This window comes from Halomonas sp. TH-94 (assembly GCF_057473365.1).
Genome location: NZ_JBYCKL010000017.1, coordinates 55,365 through 74,829 on the forward strand (window position 1 = coordinate 55,365; position 19,465 = coordinate 74,829).

Below are 19,465 nucleotides of genomic sequence, written 5' to 3' on the forward strand. Positions count from 1 at the left end.
CCAGGTGGCGACTCTGCGGAGCGAGACCCCCGCGGCTGCCCGACGGCGCATCTGGACGCTGGCCTGGCCCATCATTCTCTCCAATATCACCGTGCCGCTGCTGGGGCTGGTGGACACCGCCGTGGTCGGCCACCTGCCGGATTCACGCTACCTGGCCGGCGTGACACTGGGCGCCACCCTGTTCAGCTTCCTCTACTGGGGGTTCGGCTTCCTGCGCATGGGCACCACCGGCTTGACCTCTCAGGCAGTGGGGCGCGAGAGCGACAGCGAGGTGCGCAATCTGCTGGGCCAGTCGCTGCTGCTGGCCGTGGGAATCGGGACGCTCCTGATCCTGTTCTCACAGCCGCTGATCGGCCTTGGCCTGTGGCTGCTGGACGGCAGCGAGGTCGCCACCGCCATCGCCGCCGAATACGCCCAGATACGCATTCTCTCGGCCCCGGCGGTGCTGGCCAACTACGCCATCCTGGGCTGGTTCCTGGGCCAGCAGAACTCTCGGGTGACACTGGCCATCCTGGTATTGACCAACAGCGTCAATATCGCGCTGGACCTGCTGTTCGTGGTCGGCTTGGGCATGACCAGCGACGGCGTGGCCTGGGCCACGGTGATTGCCGACTACACCGCCCTTGCCTTCGGTACCTGGCTGGTTCTCCGCCAGCTGAAGCTGCTGCAGGGCCGCTTTCTGCGCGAACGGCTATTTCATCTGAGCGCCTATGCGGAGCTGTTCCAGGTGAACGCCAACCTCTTCGTTCGCACCCTGGGGCTGCTGTTCGCCATGGCTTTCTTCACGTCGCGCGGGGCCGTACAGGGCGATACCGTGCTGGCAGCCAATGCCGTACTGCTGCAGTTCATCATGCTCACCAGCTACGCACTGGATGGCTTCGCCCATGCCGCCGAGGCCATTGCCGGGCGCGCCGTGGGCCGTCGCCGCTGGGATGAGTTCGGCCAGGCCGTGCGCGCCGCCGCCTGGTTCTCGCTGATAACGGCCGGCACTGCCGCAATCGCCTTCGCCCTGGGCGGGCACTATCTGATTGCCATGCTGACGAGCCTGACCGAGGTGCGGGCAACGGCCGGGGAGTATCTGCCCTGGATGGTCGTCATGCCATTGATCGCGGTCTGGAGCTATCTGCTCGACGGTGTGTTCATCGGCGCCACGGCGATACGGGAGATGCGCAACAGCATCTTCATCGCCCTGGCGGCCTACCTGCCGATCTGGTGGATAGCCCGCATGCTCGCCCCGCCCGAGTATGAAAACCATGCCCTGTGGCTGGCGTTTCTCGCTTTCTCCATGGTGCGATCGGCCGTATTGGTCGGCTACTATTGGCAGCTTCGGCGCTCTCGATGGCACCATGAGGCCGATGATGGCAGCTCGGCGGAGGTGGCCGACCGCTGCCATTGAGCCAATGGCTTGTCATATTATTAGGGCAAGCTGATGACTATGCGCTATTTTGCTCTCACGCACATCAGACAATCAGAAGAAGCGAACGCTGCCATGCTCAAATTCCTTTCCAGGCCCGCCGTCAGGCTGGTCGACCGCTATCTCCCTGACCCTTTCATCTTCGTACTGCTGCTGACGGTCATCGCCGCCGCCGCTGCCATTGCCGTGGAACGCCAGACGCCACTCGCCGTGATGCGCTTCTGGGGCGATGGTTTCTGGAACCTGCTGACCTTCTCCATGCAGATGCTGCTGGTGCTGGTAACCGGCTTCATGCTTGCCAGCTCCCCGCCGGTCAAGCGTCTGCTGCAGCGCCTGGCCGGCCTGGCTCAGCATGCGGGCCATGCCATTTTGCTGGTAACGTTCGTTTCACTGACGGCCAGCTGGATCAACTGGGGGTTCGGCCTGGTGGTGGGAGCGCTGTTCGCCAAGGAGCTGGCGCGCCTGGTGCGAGTCGACTACCGCCTGCTGGTGGCCAGTGCCTACTCCGGATTCGTGGTGTGGCACGGCGGTCTGGCCGGCTCCATCCCGCTGACCATTGCCACCGATGGCCACTTCACCGCCGAGCAGATCGGCGTGATAGGCACCGGCTCCACCATCTTCGCCTTCTTCAACCTGGCGATCGTGGCATGCCTGTTCATCGCCATTCCGCTGGTCAACCGTGCGATGCTGCCCGACGAGAAGGAGAGCGTCTACGTCGACCCCAAACTGCTCGACGACGCCCCCGCCAGCCGAGTGCGCATCAATCGTCCTGCCGAACGACTCGAGAACAGCGTGACGCTGGCCTGGCTGGTCGGCATCCCCGGGGTGATCTTCCTGCTCGACCATTTCTTCCTGCGCGGCGGCGGCTTGAACCTGAACATCGTCAACTTCATGTTCCTGTTCCTGGCCATCGTGCTGCATCGTACCCCCCGCAGCCTGCTGGAGAGCCTCAACGAGGCGATCAAGGGCGGCGCAGGCATCGTCATCCAGTTCCCCTTCTACGCCGGCATCATGGCGATCATGGTCCAGTCGGGCTTGGCGGAGTCGATGTCGGAAGGGTTGGTCTCGTTCGCCACCGAGACTTCACTGCCGTTCTGGTCCTTCATCAGCGCCGGCATCGTCAACCTGTTCGTGCCCTCCGGCGGCGGCCAGTGGGCGGTGCAGGCGCCGGTCATGCTGCCGGCGGCGGAAGCGCTGGGGGTCGACGTGGCTCGTGTGGCCATGGCCGTGGCCTGGGGCGATGCATGGACCAACCTGTTGCAGCCGTTCTGGGCCCTGCCGGTACTTGCCATCGCCGGGCTGAAGGCCAAGGACATCATGGGTTTCTGCCTGATTCAGCTGGTCATCACCGGCGTGATCATTTCGGTGGGATTGACCTGGTTCTGACCCGCCACGCCCTGCAACGCGCCTCCCGATGTCGTTGCAGGGCCTGACGGTACAACCGAGAGAGGTAACGCACATGGCCGGTGCCGATAGCCTGCCCCTCGATTTTCCCGGTCAGCACGAGCTGAGCATGACCGTGCTGATGACACCCGACATGGCCAATTTCAGCGGCAAGGTTCATGGCGGCGCCATCCTCAAAAAGCTCGACGAGGTAGCCTATGCCTGCGCCAGCCGCTACTCCGGCCACTATGTGGTGACTCTTTCGGTCGATCAGGTGCTATTCAAGCAACCGATCCACGTGGGCGAGCTGGTGACCTTCCTGGCCTGCGTCAATCACGTGGGCCGCTCGTCGATGGAGATCGGCATCAAGGTGGTAGCCGAGAACATACGCGACAAGGTAATACGCCACACCAACAGCTGCTACCTGACCATGGTGGCCGTCGATGCCAACGGCCACCCGGCGCCGGTACCTCCGCTCAAGCTCGAAACGCCATTGCAGAAGCTGCGCTTCGACAAGGCCGCGCTACGCAAGACCCTGCGCAAGCAAGCGGAAGAAGCAGAACGCCGCGCCCAGAAAGAGCACGGCGATCAATTGTGAGTCGCTTAGATTCAGCGAGCGATCAGCCACAGCCGATATCGGTGATGGTGTCGCTGTCGTCGATATGGACGTTTATGCGGTCGCCCCGGTATTCCATGGTATAGGCATGGCCCGGGCGGATGACGCGTAGCGCGCCGGCGCCGCTATCGCGGTGTATCGCTTCACCCAGCGCCTCGTCGTAGTGACGACCGACCCGATCCTGAACGTGTCGCGCGCCACAGGCGTCTTCGCTCTCGCCGACTTGAGGCGGCTTGGGAGCGGGGTCGTGGGGAGCATTGGACTGTGGCATGGGGGTACATCCTGCCAATACCAGCATACTGAAAGAGGCCAGGCAAAACCGCAGCGGGCTAACCATGGATCATTCTCGCTAAAGGGGGAAAGAGAGCATTTTGCCGTATCAGGCAGCACACGGGGAGACTGCCAGGTCACCCGCATGCTGCCAAGCCGGACCGTGCGTTGTTACTGAGCGGCTTCCTGTACGCGCTCTCCACCACGCTCGACGTCCTGACCGGCGCCTTCCATGGTGTTGCAGCCCGCCAGGGCGCCGGCGGTCATCAGCAGGGCAAAGCTAAGGGCTATGGCTTTCTTCATGGTCGCATCTCCTTGATTTACGTTCCGGGAATTCCATTCCTTTCCGTGAAGCAATGGCCTCTCTCAGCCTAACAGCCCTGCCTCCTTTTGCCTAATTGCTAAGTGGACTGGCGCTGAATCGCCTCGCCGCCTTGTTCGATATCTTCACCCATGCCTCGCATGGTATTGCAGCCGCTAAGGAGAGAGAGCCCAAGCAATAGTGCCAGCAGGGTAGCTACCGTACGTTTCATGTTTCTTACTCCCGTTCGTCAGGACTGACGTAATCGATATTAGTCCCTTATCAAGCGAAGCGCCTCCTGGCGAGGCGCTTGTCGGCTGCCCATGGCATGATGTAAACGTCATCGAGGTCTTGGCGAGGGAACGAAACATGTCGACGGTAACGCTGGATGAACGCCTAGCGAGGGACAGCTATCCCGTAACGGAGCTGCCGCTGAGTCAACTGCGACTGATGAACGACAGCCGCTTTCCCTGGCTGATCCTGATACCGCGGCGTGAGGGAGCAAGCGAAGTGTTCGACCTGGACGTAGCGGATCAGCGGCAGCTCTGGCATGAGGCCAGTGAGCTTGGCCGCATGCTCAAGACGCTGACCCGAGCCGACAAGATCAACGTGGCCAACCTCGGCAACGTGGTCAGCCAGCTGCATGTTCATGTCGTTGCCCGCCTAAGCGGGGATGCCGCCTGGCCAGGGCCGGTATGGGGACAGGGCGAGCCACAACCCTACGACCTCGATGCGTTGGCCAGTATGCGCGACCATTTGCTGGCGCAGTTGGACGGCCTCGAGCTGAAGCTATGAGCCCAGCCCGATTCAGCCACCGAAGGGATGCGTACCGGGCGCGGGGCTGCTGCGAGCGGGCGGCTCACCGAGTATGGGCGCCGATGCGGGCTGGCTCACTCCGGTAACGGCAAGCGAAACCCCCAGCGTCATGATGGCCAGGCCGCCACCCAGGGCGGCCCAGCTGAGAAAGCGACCCGCCCGCTGCAGGCTGTTTTGCCGCACGAGCTGCTTCTCGGCCCAACCACGTGCAACCACGCTGGCCACAGCCAGGCCCGAGACGGTGAGCGCCGTACCCAATGCCATCACCATCACCGCCGCCACGCCGACCGCGAACTGACCCAGCAGTGAAGCTGCCCCCAGCAGCAATACCCCACCGCTGCAGGGCCGGATACCGATAGCGACCACGGTGGCCAGTGCGGTACGCCAATCGGTGGCCTGCTGCGGGTCGACGTGGTGATGCCCACCACAGCAGTGATCATGGCTGTGGTCGTGGCCGTGGTGGTGGTGCTCTTCATGGGCCTGGCGGACAGGAACCGCCGGGCGCCGTAGCTGACGTATGGCCCGCAGGCACAGCCAGGCGCCGAGCAGTGCCACCATCAGAAAGCTGGCCTGTTCGACCCATACCACGCTCCCCATGGCCTGGCGCGTGACCCAGCCCAGACCATGTACCAGCACCACCACCAGGCCGATGGCCACCAACCCTTGCAGCAGCGAGGCGGCAAAGGAGAGCGCCAGTGCCCGGCGCATGGCGCCGCCCTGAGACAGCAGGTAGGTCGTCAGGACCGCCTTGCCATGCCCCGGACCGGCAGCATGGAAGACGCCATAGCCGAAGCTGATGCCCAGCAATACCGTCCAGGCACCCGCGGAAGGCGTGCCGGAAAAATTGGTGATTGCCATGGTCAGGGCGCGATGGAAATCACGCTGCCAGGCCACCAGCTGCAGGCTCAGCGACTGCAGGCCACCCTGGGTGAAGAACAGCAGGATCAGCGTCGCGACGCAGAGCATGCAAAGTCCCAGCAACCAGGCACGCGGTTTCGTTCCCACCATCACTCGCATACCACCACCCCGGTCTCGGCGAAATGACGCCCCAAACCAGGCTCCGCCTCGTCGTTGACATCGAGCAGGGCAGCCTGCATCACCAGCTCGGGGTCGGGATTGGCGGGAACGATCTGCGTAGAGCAGGCCAACTCACCGCCGACCTGCAGCGCATCGTCCAGCGGGGTTTCACCCTCCGCCTCGTGTACGACCTCCAGGTAGTAGGTGGGATCGAACACCTTGTATTGCAGCGTTTCTTCACTCAGCGCATGGGTCGACGCCAGCGGCAGCAGAAAGATGAACTCCACTCGACCGCCACGCTCCATCACGGTGTATTCGCTCACCTCGCCAAGTTCGAGCCGTTCGTCGCCCAAGCGAACCTCGGTGAAGAAATCGAACGGAGCGAGGTTGCCGCGTATTTCGCCACCCAGCCGGTCGAGACCCGCCTCCAGCCCGCCCTCGGTGCGGCTCAGCTCCTCGAGCAGCACCAGGCTATAAAAGGGGTCCATGCGCCAAGCCTGATGCAGCGCTTCCAGGCGCCCCTCATCGTCGACCAGCAAACGGACGCGAATGTCGATCCAACCGTGCGGATGAGCCGCGGCCATGCCCGGCAGCAAGAGGAGCAACATCAGCACTGGCAGCCGGGCGCTTCTCGTCCCGACAGCGATACATAGGTCAAGCAAGCGAGTCATGTCGCAGTGAATCTCTCATGAAAACCTTGTGTTCAGGGTGCCAGACCCAGCCGGCGCTGGAGCTCAGCCAGGAGTGGGTCGAGCAGATGAGGGGGCAAAGGCCGCCCGCCCCGGGTGGCCGTCAGCGAGGTTCGCGCGCCTTGGCCCTCGGGGGTCACCACAGCGTCGACACGATAGCCGGGCCAACGCGCCAAGGCGGCTTCCACACGCCCCTGCTCGGCATCGGCGCGACGTATCACATAGCCCTGCTCCAACAGCAGCCCGACGACCTGTTGCAGCGTCTCGTCGGGCGGTGCGGAGAGCGCCAGCTCGCGCGGCTCCGCCGTCGGTGAGGTTGCGGCGCAGCCCGACAGCAGGGCCACCAGCATCAGCATGACAAGGCGGCGCATCAAGGCTCCTCCCGAACCTGGGTCGCCAGCATGGCCTGGCGCAACGAACTGCAGAAAGCGGTATCGCTGCCGCTGCGCGTCTCGCGCAGTTCGCCACGCCAGTCGATGACCTGGATGTCGCGACTGACCCTTACCCCACCCGGGTCGGCGGCCAGCGAGACCCGCTCCAGCTGGGTAGCGTCCTGGGAGATGCTGCCGGCGGCGCCGCCGAAGCCGATCATCACGCCGGTGGAAAGCCCGCGCCCGCCGCCGATGCCCAGGCCACCAAAGAAACCGGTGCGCTCCCAGCTGTCGTGACGGTCACCGTAGCCCGGAATGGTCCGGGTACGCTCGGCACTGACCAGCCCCAGTGCCGGTTCGGTATCGCGTATGACGAAGCCGTCCGCTTCCAGCGTGTCGAGCGCTCGACGAACCCATTCCCGCGGCGCCACTCCCTCAGCTTCCCAGCGGCATTCCGCTGCCGGCCCCGGCTCCGCAACGGGCAGTGCCGTAGGCGTCGTCTGGCAGCCCGCCAGCAAGGCCAGGCCCGGTATCATCCACCACAGGCGCATGGGTTTCTCCTGTTCGTCATTGGCCGCAGTCTACGCAGCCTGGCCCACCTTGCAAGAGCACGGCTACCGTCTTGAGAGTCCTGTATGCCGCTCGGGTTCCCGAACCGCGTCGCTGGGCTTCCGAATTGCCCTCGGGCTCCGCCGGGACTCGGCGCCATGCAGGCTCACTATCATGCCGATGTTGAGATATTGGTTAAGCGCCACCATAACAACACGTAGACTCGCCATAGAATTCACGCACGCGAAAAAGAGGAGTACGCGCATGAGCGACACCAATGCCATTGGCCTGAACGAGAACAGCGCCGGCCAGCTCGCCGAGAAACTCAATGCTCTGCTGGCTAACTACCAGATCTTCTACATGAACGTTCGTGGCTATCACTGGAACGTGAAGGGACCGCAGTTCTTCGAACTGCACACCAAGTTCGAGGAGCTCTATACCGACCTGCTGACCAAGGTCGATGAAGTGGCCGAGCGCATCCTGACCCTGGGGCACACGCCGGTTCATGCCTATAGCGACTATGTCTCGATGGCGCAGATCCGCGAGGACAAGGACGTGCATGACGGCAAGGCCTGCGTACGCGGCGTGCTGAAGGGTTATCAGACCCTGATCGAACTGCAGCGCGAAGTGCTGGCTCTTGCCTCGGATGCCGACGACGAAGGCACCGCAGCCCAGGCGGGCGACTATATTCGCGAGCAGGAGAAAACCGTCTGGATGCTCAATGCCTATCTGGGTTGAGCCACCTATCAGGGTTGCATGAACGGCCTGTCGCCGGGCAGACGTCCGGCGTCAGGTCACACTTTGCCACTTCTGGCCATTTTCCCTGACGATTCGCAACATTAGCCCCCTTGCCGTCGGCGTCATTCACCACGACGCTGTAAGAGCATTCGAAGGCAATCGCCGGCCAGGCCGGCAGCCATTGCTGACAAGGAGGTAGCACATGAGCGAGAAGCTTAAAGGCAAGACCGTGGCCATCCTGGCCACCGACGGCTTCGAAGAGTCGGAGCTCACCGAGCCCAAGGCTGCCCTTGAACGTGAAGGCGCCACGGTGCACGTGATCGCACCGGACAAGGAATCCATTCGCGCCTGGGCCGGGTCCGACTGGGGCCCTTCCTATGACGTCGACCGCCAACTGGATCAGGTCGATGCCGACGACTACGACGCCCTGGAACTCCCCGGCGGCCTGTTCAATCCCGACGCGCTGCGTCAGAACCAGCAGGCGCTGAAGTTCACACGGCGCTTTTTCGAAGACCACAAGCCGGTCGGCGCCATCTGCCACGGCCCCTGGGTCTTGATCAACGCCGGCGTGGCCAAAGGTCGTCGCATGACTTCCTATCCCTCTATCGAACAGGACCTGCGCAATGCCGGGGCCGAATGGGTGGATCAGGAGGTCGTGGTCGACAGCGGCCTGGTCACCAGCCGCAAGCCCGACGATCTCGATGCGTTCTGCAGCAAGCTGATCGAGGAGATCGCCGAGGGTAAGCATAGTCGCCAGCATGCCTGAATGACGCTACGGAATGACCGCCGCCCGCCGAGGCGGGCGGCGGCCAAGCATCAGGCGTCTTGGGCCGGCGTATCGCCGGCCAGGTCTTCGATCAGCTTTCGCAGTAACAGCCAGAACTCCTCGACCGAGCTCAGCTCGACCCGCTCATCGGGGGAGTGAGCGCCGCGAATCGACGGGCCGAACGAGATCATCTCCAGACCTGGGTACTTGCCGCCCAGGATGCCGCACTCGAGCCCTGCATGTATCACCTTGACCGCAGGGTCGCTGCCCACATGCTGCCGGTGCAGGCGGCGGAAGCGCGCCAGCAGCGCGCTGTCGGGCACAGGGGTCCAGCCCGGGTAGGCATTCTCGACCCGGGTACGCGCGCCGATCAGTTCGAACAGCCCACGAAAGCGATCGGCCAGGTCGTTCACTGCACTGTCACGCAGCGAACGCGCCAGGGCACAAAGATGGAAGCGCCCCTCTTCGAGGCTCACCACCCCCAGATTGTTCGATGTTTCGACCACGCCACTCACCGTACTGCTCATGCGTTCCACACCGTACGGCGCCGCGTTGAGCGCCGCCAGCAGCATGCTGCTGGCGTGGGCATTGAGCGCCTGAGCGGGCTTTTCCACCGGGCGCGACACGGCAAGGGCCAGCCCCTCGTCGGCGCCCTGCAATTCGGCACGCAGCTCCTGCTCAAGGGCCAGAACGCGACTCTCAGCCGCGGCCGCCTCATCCGAACGTAGCACGACGATAGCGAAGGCTTCGCGCGGAATGGCATTGCGCAGCGTGCCGCCGCGATAGCTGACCAGGCGGATATCGAAGTCGTCCAACGTCCTGAGCACGCGTACCAGCAGCCGGTTGGCGTTACCCCTGCCACGGTGTATATCGATACCGGAGTGCCCGCCCACCAGGCCGGTCAAGGATATCTGCAGCGCCACTTCATCGGACCCCAGCTCAGCGGTAGGCAGCTGAGCTTCGACTACGATGTCCGCGCCGCCGGCACAGCCGATGAAAACTTCACCGCGGTCTTCCGAGTCGAGATTCAGCAGCACGCTGCCTTGCAGCCAGTTCTCCGCGAGCTGCAGCGCCCCACCCATGGAGCTCTCCTCCTCGAGGGTGAAGAGCGCTTCCAGTGGGCCATGCACCAGGCTGTCATCCTCGAGGACCGCCAATGCCGCCGCCACGCCAAGGCCGTTGTCGGCACCCAGCGTGGTATGCCGAGCACGCAGCCAGCCGTCGTCGACATAAGTGTCGAGCGGGTCGCGGGTGAAGTCGTGAGGGTGGTCGGCGTTGGCTTGGGCCACCATGTCCAGATGACCCTGCAGGATGATTCCCGGAGCGTCCTCATGACCCGGCGTGGCGGGCTTGCTCAAGCGCAGATTGCCGTAATCGTCGCGATCGTGGGCCAGCCCCTTGCGCTCGGCCCAGGCTTCCAGGATGGCGACCAGCTCGGCCTCATGGCCGGAAGGCCTCGGCGTGTTGCAGAGGGTACGAAAGTGGCGCCATAGCGGCTGCGGCGAGAGAGTCTCGAGATGTTCGTTCATGTTGGGTCTGCATGATGGTAACCGACCTACCTTACCGGGCCGGTAACGCCGGGAAAAGCCCATTCAACGCCAAGACGACTCATCGGCAAGCAGCCGGGCCACGACGTCGCGCAGGCGTGCCATGACCTGCCGGCGCCCTTCGATCCCGGCGCGGCTTGCCAGCCAGACGCTATCGCGCCCCTGGAACGCCCAGGCGGCCAGCCAGGCAAGCTCGGATTCAGGCAGCCCGGCCACGGCGGCGCGCCTGACCAAGGCCTGCAGAGCCGGACGTGCAAGCGCCGGCTCGCGGCGACCATGGGCGACATCGGCGAGGTCTGCACGCTCCGCCGCCGCCAGTGCAGGGCTCGGTCCTTCGGCCAGCAGCGCCAAGGCCACATCGGGATCGAGAGTGGCCAGTTCAAAGGCCAGCAGGGCCGGCAACAGGCGCTGGAAGCGCTGCGCCAACTCCTCGGCCAGGACCGCCCCCTTGGGGGAAAGAGGCGCAACCACCATGACGGCATGCTCTCCCGTCGAGGTTTCCCGCGACAGCCCCAGCCGCACCGGGCTGAAGCCCAGGGTTTGCCAGAATGCCAGCAAGCCCCGCTCGGCGCCGAAGCTGGCGCCGAGCAGATCGACACCGGCCTCACGCGCGGCGTCTCGTTCGCTCTCAAGCAACCGCCTGCCCAACCCCTCACGCCGACGCTGAGGATGTACCGCAATGCGCTGCACCCGCCTCAGACGCGCCATCAGCGCCGCTCTCGAACCCGCATGGGCGGCGAGCGACTGGGCCAGCAGATGGCCAGGCAGGCGCCGCTCGCCTCGAGCCACCCGCTCGGCAAGCTCAGGCTCGAAGCCCCCTTCATCGGCACACACCGCGACCGCCAGGGGACGCGCGCCATCCTGCAGGGTCCTGACGTGGAGCTCCGGTTCGTCGAGCAGGCGCTGCAGGTCGCTCGGCGTGGTGCGATAGTGGGCCTGCACCAGCAGGCCGAAGATATCGCGCAGGGCGGGCTCGTCGGTCGCCAGAACCGAACCCTGCCAGTCGATCTCTTGTAACGGCGCGCGAGACGCCGCGGGTGGTTCGGCGTCGAGCAGCAGCAGGTCGCCGACCAGCCGCTCGAGCGGGTCGCCTGCGGCCCAGCGCACCGGCGCCTCGAGATGGAAAGCTCGCCAGTCGGGGGCCTGCCGGTCGAGCCGCTCGCGGAAGCGCAGGGCAAAGCCGCGGCCGGAACCCTCGTACCCATGCACGGTGGTGGCAAAGGCGATTCTGGTGAACGCCGCAAGCCATTGTCCCAGCAGGGCAGCGGGAATGGCTGCGGCCTCGTCGACCAGCAGCCAGCTGCTTTGACCGCCAGCCTCACCTCGCTCGACCCTGGCACTCAACTCATCGGGGGCAACGAACTCGACGCGTCCGCCCTGCTCATCGGTAAAGACATTCCCTTGCCGGCCCCCCTGCGGCCGCAGCGCCTCCAGCCGTTCGAATAGCGCTGCCACGGCCTCTGGCCGCGGTGCCGTGACCCAGATCGTGACCTGCCGCGACGCCAGCAGTCGTGCACAGGCAATTCCCAGCGCCGCGGTCTTGCCGCGTCCGCGATCGGCGGTCAGCACCAGCGGACGACGCCGTTTGAGGCCGACCAGGCGCTTCACCGCCTGAAGCTGGTCGTCCGTCAGGCAGTCGGGGTCGCTGCAGGCATCGCTGCAACGGGGCTGGCCTGGGCCAGGGTCGGGCAGCCGGAGCCGCTCTCCGGGGAGCCAGCACCCCAACCCTTCCGCCTGGGCGAGCCGTCTCGACAGGCGCCCCAGATAAGGGCTCGTGGCGGCAACAATACCCGACTTGCCGTGGGGCAGCAGAAGCAGGAGCAGGCCGCCTGCACGCAGCGTTCCCGTCAGGGCACCGAAGGCATCGGGATCGAAAGCCGCCTCGGCGCAGGCGGCATCGAAGACGATCAGGTCATGCTCTGCTCCCAGGCTCACTCGCGCTTTGCCGGGGGGAATCCAGGCGTGGCCTGGCACGCCAAAGGGCGGGTGCTGGGATACCCAGCAGGATGAACGCCAGGAGCGCGCCTGCCACACTGCCAGCGCCTGCCGCCGGGCCGACTCGGCCGTCGCAGCGAGCAATACCAGGCCGCGCCACCCTCTCGCCCCCATTTGGTCTGACCAATTTATTAAACGCCGTACTTCTTGTTCCTCTGGCACCCCACCCGCACCTTGCCTGTCGCTCGACATAGGGCCTTTCCTATTAACAATTGGTCGCACTTCTTAACGCTGCAAATAGCCTAAGCACGCTAAACATAAGCAAAGAACGCATCCATATTGCCGCTATTTTGCAGAAGATCACGACAAAAAGCCTGATTTTACACTCTGAAACGTGAGCGAGACCGTGCCATCACTTCCAGCGCCATTTGGTCTTACCAATTTGCCATTATTGCTTTCAACTCCGTGAGCATGGCTAATTCTGCGCTGGAATAGGCCTTTCCTAGAACAATACCCGTCACAACAAGTGGAGTCGCGTCTATGCAAGCCTCAACTGGCCTCAAGGGGTCCGCACGTTTCAAGCTGGCCGGCACGGCAGCCGCCGTGATCCTGGCCGGCGCCGCCATGGCCAGCACCGCCAACGCCCAGGAGCGCGTTCGCTGGCAGGTTCCGATTGCCTTTCCCTCGCATCTGGTGGGCCTGAGCACGCCGGTCGTTCACCTGTCCGAGACGCTGGAAGCGATCTCCGGTGGCAATATCAACCTGCGCTACTACGAGCCGGGCGAACTGATTCCGCCCTTCGAGATCCTCGATGCCGTGTCCGAAGGGCGCTATCCGGCCGGCTACACGTGGATCGGCTACGACCAGGGAAGCATTCCGGTGCTGCCCCTGCTGTCGGGACCTCCTTTCGGCATGGAACCGCCCGCCTTCATGGCCTGGCACTACTTCGGCGATGGCGACGACCTGTTGCAGGAAGTGTACGAGCCTTATGGCGTCAAGGCGCTGCTGTGCGGTGTCATCGGGCCGGAAGCCGCCGGCTGGTTCGCCGAGCCGCTGGAGTCGCTCGATCAGATCGACGGCCTGCGCATTCGCTTCGCCGGCATCGGCGGTCGCGTCATGGAAACCCTGGGCGCCTCGGTCACCATGCTGCCGGGGGGCGAGCTCTACCAGGCCATGGAACGCGGCACCATCGACGCGCTGGAATTCTCGGCGCCTGCGGTCGACCGTATCCTGGGCATGCAGGAGATCGTCCAGAACTACATCATGCCGGGCTGGCACCAGACCTATACCACCTCTCACCTGCTGGTGAACAAGCAGACCTGGGACGATCTCTCCGACCTGAGCCGTGCCCAGATCGAAACCGGCTGTCGCTCCGCCACCCTGTTCGGCTTCTCCGAGAGCGAGTGGGAGAACCCCCAGGCGCTGGCTGAATTCGAAGCCGAAGGCGTGAACGCCCAGACCCTGTCGCCGGAGATCCTCGCCGAGCTCGAAGCGGTGACCATGGAGGTGCTGGAGCAGATGTCCAGCGACGATGAGCTCTTCGCCCGCGTCCTGGAGAGCCAGCGTGAGTGGATGGGAGTGCATGGCAACTGGCATGCCAAAGGCTACCTGCCGCGCTCCTACTACGCACCCTCGTCGGACTGATTTCGCCACACCCGCAAACGGCGAAGGGCCATTTCCATGGCCCTTCGCTGCGTATCGCAACGCTCACGGCTAGATGAGGTCACGCCTCGATGTCCACCCCAAACGTCGATCATGAGTCAGCCAACGCTGCCTTCACACCGCCCCCTCAGCTGCCTACCAACAGGCTGAGCCACATTATCGACACCGGTATCGCCGTACTCGGCAAACTGCTTTCCTGGCTGTGGCTGGTCACCTTGGCGGTGGTACTGACCAATGTATTCAGCCGCTTCATCATGGGCCGGGGCTCCATCGCCCTGGAGGAGCTCTCCTGGCACTTCTTCGGTGCCACCATGATCCTCACCCTGGCCTACGCCGTGGTCACTGACGATCACGTCCGTGTCGACGTACTGCGCGAAAAGTTCTCGCTGCGCTTCCAGGCCTGGGTCGAACTGCTGGGTATCGTGTTGCTGGTGCTGCCGGTGCTCTACTTCATGGTCGACGGCCTTGGCGAATATGCCTATCGCTCCTTCATGCGCGGCGAACGCTCCCAGGCGCCGAGCGGCCTGCCCTACCGCTTCATCATCAAGAGTACGCTGCCGATCGGCATGGCGCTGATCGCCATTGCCCTGTCATCTCGAGCGCTGCGCTGTTGCACCTACTTGTTCAATTTTCCTCGCGAGCTGCCTCTGCGCCGCCCGGTGGACCATCGTTAACGCGCCTCAGCGAGGAAGATCATGAGTCTCGAACAATATCTCGTCATCGGCATGTTTGCCGGGTTCATGGGGCTGCTGCTGGTCGGTTTTCCGGTGGCATGGGCGCTGGCAGGCATCGGCTTCCTGTTCGCCATCATCGGTCATGTGCTGGTCGAACACGTGGGGGTCGATCTGTGGTTCTCATGGGGCGGCACCATCGGCGTTCTCGACCGCCGCCTGTACGGTATCGTCGCCAACGAGCTGATGGTGGCGCTGCCGCTGTTCATCTTCATGGGCATCATGCTCGACCGCTCCGGTATTGCCGAACGCCTGATGAACTCACTGGTGCGGGTGCTGGGCGGCCTGCGCGGCGGCTACGCGGTAACGGTGGTCATCGTCGGCGTGCTGCTGGCAGCCTCCACCGGCATCGTCGGCGCCTCGGTGGTGCTGCTGGGCATGCTCTCCATCGGCCCCATGCTGCAGGCGAAGTACAACAAGTCGCTGGCGGTGGGTACCGCCTGTTCGGTGGGCACGCTGGGCATACTGGTGCCACCCAGTATCATGCTGGTGCTGATGGCCGACCGCCTGGGCACCTCGGCGGCGTCGGTCGGCCGGCTGTTCATGGGCGCGCTGATTCCCGGCATCATGCTGGGCGTGATGTACATCGCCTATATCCTGATCGCCGCCTATCTCAAGAAGGACCTGGCGCCGGCTCCGGAGAATCGCCAGCCGCTGAATGCGCGTGCTCTGCTCGATGTGCTGATCGCGGTACTGCCGCCCCTGGCATTGATCGTGGCGGTGCTGGGCTCGATATTCACCGGCTTTGCCACCTCTACCGAAGCCTCGGCGGTGGGTGCCTTGGGCGCCATGCTCCTCGCACTGTTCAATCGCCGCCTGAGCTTCGATATCGTCTCCAAGGCGCTGTACCAGACCACCCGCACCACCGCCTTCATCTTCGGTATCTTCGTCGGTGCCACCATCTTTGCCGTGGTGCTGCGCGGGCTGGGCGGCGACGATGTGATTCGCGACGCCATCACCGGGCTACCCTTCGGCCCGGCCGGGGTGGTGCTGACCGTCATGCTGGTGGTGTTCCTGCTCGGTTTCTTCCTCGATTGGGTGGAGATCACCCTGATCATCCTGCCCTTGGTCGCCCCGGTGGTCTTCAGCCTCGGCGTCGACCCGGTATGGTTCGCCATCCTGTTCGCCATCTGCCTGCAAACGTCGTTCCTGACGCCGCCGGTTGGCTTTGCCCTGTTCTACATCAAGGGGGTCTGTCCGCCCGGCATCAGTACGATGGATATCTACAAGGGCGTGGCACCTTTCGTGGCGCTACAGATGCTGGGGCTGTTCCTGGTATTTTTCTACGCGCCGCTGGCCACCTGGCTGCCCTCCAGGGTCTACGGCGGGGGCTGATGCGGCAATGATGGCGCCCGTTCCTCCCCGGGCGCCATCTTGCCTACCCACCGGCTCGCTTAGACTTTAGTCTCCCCACTCCTTGCGCTTCGCCTCGCGCCAGCCAGGCAAGCGAGGTCCGTTTTGCCTTGCAATACAGGCAGCTCTACTTCGCCTGCCGCTTAAGTAAACGTGCCCCCTTGTCCGTCCCTCTCGCCCCAGCGCCCTGCACCTTGCCGAGCAAGCTATCGATTCCTGTCATCCCAACATGCTAGCGTGTCGATGTTTGCTGGCGGCCTGACCGATCATTCAGCATGTCGAAGCCGGATCCGGCGCGCCGCCTGGCAGAATTTCTTCTCATTGCGGTAATACAACAAGACCCAGAAGGGAGCACGACATGAAGATGAAGACGAAATTCGCCCTCTCCGGACTGGCGGCGGGCATCGCCCTGGCCGCTTTCGCTTCCAGCGCTCAGGCTCAAGAGCAATGGACCATGACCTCGACCTGGCCGGACAGCATCGACCTGATCGAGATCGACCGCCACTGGGTGGAACTGGTCAACAAGATCGCCGGCGACGAGCTGCAGATCGAATTCCGCGCCGGTGGCACCCTGATGCCCGGCACCGAGGTATTCGATGCCACCGAGACCGGCAGCATCGAGGCCGCCGGCGACTGGCCCGGCTACTGGGCCGGCCGCAACCCGGCGTTCTCGCCGCTGGCTACCACCACTATGCTGTTCAACGGCGTCGACTACCTGAACTGGATTCAGCAGTGGGGTGGCTGGGAGCTCTATCAGGAGATCTACGGCCAGTACGACATGGTCTATCTGCCCTATGGCATCACCAACAACGAGTCCGGCTTCATGGGGCGCACCCCCATCGAGAGCCTGGCCGACCTGGACGGCAAGCGCCTGCGTCTCTCCGGCCGTGATCAGGGCCGCGTGCTCGAACAGCTCGGCGGCTCGCAGGTCACCCTGGCCGGCGGCGAGATCTACCAGGCGGTGGAGCGCGGCGTGGTCGACGGCGCCGAATTCTCCACCCCGGGCGTGGACTACAACGCCGGCTTCGCCGAGGTGGTCGAATACTGGTCAGTGCCCGGCTGGCACCAGTCGGCCAGCGTGTTCGGCGTGATGATCAACCGCGACGCCTGGGACGCCCTCTCCGAGGAGACCCAGGAGAAGCTCAAGATCGCTGCCGACGCCACCATGGCCTGGTCGCTGGCGTGGTCCGAACGCGGCTCCACTGAAGGCACCGAGAACTTCATCGAGGCGGGCGTGACCATCAACCAGCTCTCCGACGAGGATCTCGACCGCATTCAGGAGCTCACCAACGACGTGATCCTGCGCGGCGCCTGCGAGCACCCGGACCACGCCAAGGTCTACCACTCCATGATCAGCTACCTGGAGCACTACGCCACCTGGCGCGACATCTCCGCGCCGTTCAACATGAGCCGCACCATGGACAACCTGCCGTCTCTGGAAGAGATCGAAGCCTGCCTGTAAGGCTCATCCCCGCCGCCCCGGCTCCGCCCGGGGCGGCATCCGTTTCGACGTCGGAGACTTGATCCATGAATGCGATTGCCAAGGCGATCGACACGCTCAACGAACTGCTTGGGCGGATCATCGCACCGCTGATCGCCGTCATCACCCTGGTGGTGCTCTACGATATCGCCCTGCGCCTGTTCACCGGGCGTCCCAGCGACTGGGCCTTCGACATCACCAAGATGCTGTTCGGCGCTCACTTCATGCTGATGGCCGCCTACGGCCTGCGCCATCATGCCCATGTCGAGGTCGACGTGCTCAAGCGCCTGCTGTCGCGCAAGAAGCAGGCGGCCCTCGAAATCCTCGGCTACCTGATCTTCTTCGTGCCCTTCATCTGGATGCTGGTCACGCTGGGCTGGAGTTTCTTCATGCGCTCCTACAGCCGCGGCGAGACCACCTACGGCGTGGTGTCGATCCCGATCTACCCGATCAAGGGCGTGATCGTGGTGGCCGCCGTGCTGATCCTGTTGCAGGCCATCGCCATCGTGATTCGCGCCATCCAGCAGTTGCGGGAGGAAACCGCATGAATCTGAGTCCCGAACTGCTCACTCTGGTGATGTTCGGCGGGCTGCTGATCGGCCTGTTCATGGGCCATCCGCTGGCCTTCGTGCTGGGCGGCGTGGCCGTCATCGGCGCCTATCTGGGCCCCGGCGAGCGTGTGCTCGGCACCATCATCAACAATATCTTCGGCAACGCCATGGACAACTATGTCCTGGTGGCCATTCCCCTGTTCGTGCTGATGGCACGCTTTCTCAACGACTCGGGCGTGACGGAGAAGATGTTCGCGGTGATGCGCCTGCTGCTGGCCAACCTGCGCGGCGGCCTGGCACTCACCGTGGTCATCGTCTCGGTGATGCTGGCCGCCACCACTGGGATCGTCGGGGCGTCCATCGCGGTGATGGGCATGATCGCGCTGGTCCCGATGCTCAAGCACGGCTACAACAAGGAGCTCAGCACCGGGGTGATCATGGCCAGCGGCTGCCTGGGCATCCTGATCCCCCCCAGCATCATGCTGATCCTGATGGCGAGCTATTCGCCGGTCTCGGTGGGGGCGCTGTTCGCCGGGGCCCTGGTCCCGGGGCTGATGCTGGGGGCGATGTACGCGCTCTACGTGCTGGTGATCTGCTACCTCAAGCCGTCCTACGGCCCGCCGGTGCCCACCGAGGAGCGCGCCGAAACCTCGACCGCTCAGCTGCTGGTCATGCTGGCCAAGTACGTGCTGCCGCCCATGGCGCTGATCATGGGCGTGCTGGGGGCGCTGTTCACCGGGGTGGCCACCGCCACCGAGGCGTCGGCCATCGGCGTGGGCATCGCCTTCCTGCTGTTCATGGTCTTTGGCGATCGCAAGCTCAAGACCTGCTTCAACACCCTGATCGAGGCCGGCAAGACCACCACCATGGTGATGCTGGTCCTGGTGGGCGCCACCGCCTTCACCGGGGTGTTCTCCCGCGGCGGCGGCATGACCGTGATCAGCGACCTGGTGCTGGCGATGCCCGGCGGCACCACCGGCGCGCTGATCCTGATGCTGTTCCTGGTGTTCCTGCTGGGGATGTTCCTCGACTGGACCGGCATCGTGCTGCTGAGCTTCCCGATCATGCTGCCGATCGTCAACCAGATGGGCATCGACGTGCTGTGGTTCGTGGTCATGGTGGCCGTGGTGCTGCAGACCTCGTTCCTCACGCCGCCGTTCGGCTATGCGCTGTTCTACTTGAAGGGGGTGGCGCCCAAGGGGGTGGAGATCATCGATCTCTACAAGGCGGTAATTCCCTTCTGTGCGCTGATCGTGCTGGCCTGTGTGCTGATGGC

The 19,465-nt window shown here is 64.2% G+C and carries 21 protein-coding genes; 12 read left to right on the top strand and 9 right to left on the bottom strand.

Annotated elements, in window-relative coordinates; genetic code table 11:
- The first annotated feature begins 4 nt into the window (after positions 1-4).
- The 3 genes from AC2VNO_RS03260 (at position 5) to AC2VNO_RS03270 (ending at position 3,395) form a co-directional block, all read left to right on the top strand.
- Positions 5-1,396 (top strand): MATE family efflux transporter, encoded by a 1,392-nt coding sequence (locus AC2VNO_RS03260; protein ID WP_486932799.1) that lies wholly within the window; start codon positions 5-7, stop codon positions 1,394-1,396.
- A gap of 93 nt (positions 1,397-1,489) precedes the next feature.
- A complete protein-coding gene (locus AC2VNO_RS03265) occupies positions 1,490-2,800 on the top strand; it encodes a short-chain fatty acid transporter (RefSeq protein WP_486932800.1) in 1,311 nt (436 codons plus the stop codon).
- A gap of 73 nt (positions 2,801-2,873) precedes the next feature.
- Positions 2,874-3,395, top strand: coding sequence for an acyl-CoA thioesterase (locus AC2VNO_RS03270; RefSeq protein WP_228576687.1), 522 nt, complete (start codon positions 2,874-2,876; stop codon positions 3,393-3,395).
- Between the two features lie 22 nt (positions 3,396-3,417).
- Here the strand turns inward: AC2VNO_RS03270 and AC2VNO_RS03275 are convergent, their stop codons facing one another.
- From AC2VNO_RS03275 to AC2VNO_RS03285, 3 genes are all read right to left on the bottom strand, one after another.
- Positions 3,418-3,684, bottom strand: coding sequence for an I78 family peptidase inhibitor (locus tag AC2VNO_RS03275; protein WP_486932801.1), 267 nt, complete (start codon positions 3,682-3,684; stop codon positions 3,418-3,420).
- A gap of 170 nt (positions 3,685-3,854) precedes the next feature.
- Positions 3,855-3,986 carry an entericidin A/B family lipoprotein gene (locus AC2VNO_RS03280; RefSeq protein ID WP_228576691.1) on the bottom strand — a complete coding sequence of 44 codons (132 nt, stop codon included), beginning with the start codon at positions 3,984-3,986 and terminating at the stop codon, positions 3,855-3,857.
- Positions 3,987-4,084: 98 nt separating this feature from the next.
- On the bottom strand, positions 4,085-4,216 hold the full coding sequence (locus AC2VNO_RS03285) for an entericidin A/B family lipoprotein (RefSeq protein ID WP_228576693.1): 132 nt from the start codon (positions 4,214-4,216) through the stop codon (positions 4,085-4,087).
- A 137-nt stretch (positions 4,217-4,353) separates the two neighbouring features.
- On the opposite strand from AC2VNO_RS03285, the gene AC2VNO_RS03290 reads away from it, so the two are divergent.
- Positions 4,354-4,779 carry an HIT domain-containing protein gene (locus tag AC2VNO_RS03290; protein WP_486932802.1) on the top strand — a complete coding sequence of 142 codons (426 nt, stop codon included), beginning with the start codon at positions 4,354-4,356 and terminating at the stop codon, positions 4,777-4,779.
- Between the two features lie 12 nt (positions 4,780-4,791).
- Here the strand turns inward: AC2VNO_RS03290 and AC2VNO_RS03295 are convergent, their stop codons facing one another.
- From AC2VNO_RS03295 to AC2VNO_RS03310, 4 genes are read right to left on the bottom strand one after another with little or no spacing between them, the layout of a single operon-like run.
- A complete protein-coding gene (locus AC2VNO_RS03295; protein WP_486932803.1) occupies positions 4,792-5,766 on the bottom strand; it encodes a nickel/cobalt transporter in 975 nt (324 codons plus the stop codon).
- A gap of 41 nt (positions 5,767-5,807) precedes the next feature.
- Positions 5,808-6,488 carry a DUF1007 family protein gene (locus AC2VNO_RS03300; protein WP_486932804.1) on the bottom strand — a complete coding sequence of 227 codons (681 nt, stop codon included), beginning with the start codon at positions 6,486-6,488 and terminating at the stop codon, positions 5,808-5,810.
- 32 nt (positions 6,489-6,520) lie between these two features.
- Positions 6,521-6,877 carry a hypothetical protein gene (locus tag AC2VNO_RS03305; RefSeq protein WP_486932805.1) on the bottom strand — a complete coding sequence of 119 codons (357 nt, stop codon included), beginning with the start codon at positions 6,875-6,877 and terminating at the stop codon, positions 6,521-6,523.
- Positions 6,877-7,428 carry a hypothetical protein gene (locus tag AC2VNO_RS03310; protein WP_228576703.1) on the bottom strand — a complete coding sequence of 184 codons (552 nt, stop codon included), beginning with the start codon at positions 7,426-7,428 and terminating at the stop codon, positions 6,877-6,879. Before AC2VNO_RS03310 ends, AC2VNO_RS03305 begins: the two co-directional genes overlap by 1 nt.
- Positions 7,429-7,690: 262 nt before the next feature.
- Between AC2VNO_RS03310 and AC2VNO_RS03315 the strand changes: the two genes are divergently transcribed.
- Positions 7,691-8,164 carry a Dps family protein gene (locus AC2VNO_RS03315; protein WP_486932806.1) on the top strand — a complete coding sequence of 158 codons (474 nt, stop codon included), beginning with the start codon at positions 7,691-7,693 and terminating at the stop codon, positions 8,162-8,164.
- 202 nt (positions 8,165-8,366) lie between these two features.
- Positions 8,367-8,930, top strand: coding sequence for a type 1 glutamine amidotransferase domain-containing protein (locus tag AC2VNO_RS03320; RefSeq protein WP_486932807.1), 564 nt, complete (start codon positions 8,367-8,369; stop codon positions 8,928-8,930).
- A 50-nt stretch (positions 8,931-8,980) separates the two neighbouring features.
- On the opposite strand, the gene AC2VNO_RS03325 is transcribed toward AC2VNO_RS03320, so the two are convergent.
- Both AC2VNO_RS03325 and AC2VNO_RS03330 read right to left on the bottom strand, forming a co-directional pair.
- Positions 8,981-10,459 (bottom strand): aminoacyl-histidine dipeptidase, encoded by a 1,479-nt coding sequence (locus AC2VNO_RS03325; RefSeq protein WP_486932808.1) that lies wholly within the window; start codon positions 10,457-10,459, stop codon positions 8,981-8,983.
- A gap of 63 nt (positions 10,460-10,522) precedes the next feature.
- Positions 10,523-12,664, bottom strand: coding sequence for a tRNA(Met) cytidine acetyltransferase TmcA (locus AC2VNO_RS03330; protein WP_486932809.1), 2,142 nt, complete (start codon positions 12,662-12,664; stop codon positions 10,523-10,525).
- Between the two features lie 288 nt (positions 12,665-12,952).
- On the opposite strand from AC2VNO_RS03330, the gene AC2VNO_RS03335 reads away from it, so the two are divergent.
- The 6 genes from AC2VNO_RS03335 to AC2VNO_RS03360 form a co-directional block, all read left to right on the top strand.
- Positions 12,953-14,056: a TRAP transporter substrate-binding protein gene (locus AC2VNO_RS03335; protein ID WP_486932810.1), complete on the top strand. Its 1,104-nt coding sequence runs from the start codon at positions 12,953-12,955 to the stop codon at positions 14,054-14,056.
- A gap of 89 nt (positions 14,057-14,145) precedes the next feature.
- A complete protein-coding gene (locus tag AC2VNO_RS03340) occupies positions 14,146-14,748 on the top strand; it encodes a TRAP transporter small permease subunit (RefSeq protein WP_486932811.1) in 603 nt (200 codons plus the stop codon).
- 21 nt (positions 14,749-14,769) lie between these two features.
- Complete coding sequence (locus tag AC2VNO_RS03345) at positions 14,770-16,140, top strand: TRAP transporter large permease (protein WP_486932812.1); 1,371 nt, start codon at positions 14,770-14,772, stop codon at positions 16,138-16,140.
- A gap of 376 nt (positions 16,141-16,516) precedes the next feature.
- Positions 16,517-17,620 (top strand): TRAP transporter substrate-binding protein DctP, encoded by a 1,104-nt coding sequence (gene dctP / locus AC2VNO_RS03350; protein WP_486932813.1) that lies wholly within the window; start codon positions 16,517-16,519, stop codon positions 17,618-17,620.
- 65 nt (positions 17,621-17,685) lie between these two features.
- Positions 17,686-18,186 (top strand): TRAP transporter small permease subunit, encoded by a 501-nt coding sequence (locus AC2VNO_RS03355; RefSeq protein WP_486932814.1) that lies wholly within the window; start codon positions 17,686-17,688, stop codon positions 18,184-18,186.
- On the top strand, positions 18,183-19,465 hold a 1,283-nt coding region (locus tag AC2VNO_RS03360), incomplete at its 3' end, for a TRAP transporter large permease (RefSeq protein ID WP_486932815.1). The genes AC2VNO_RS03355 and AC2VNO_RS03360, both read left to right, overlap by 4 nt.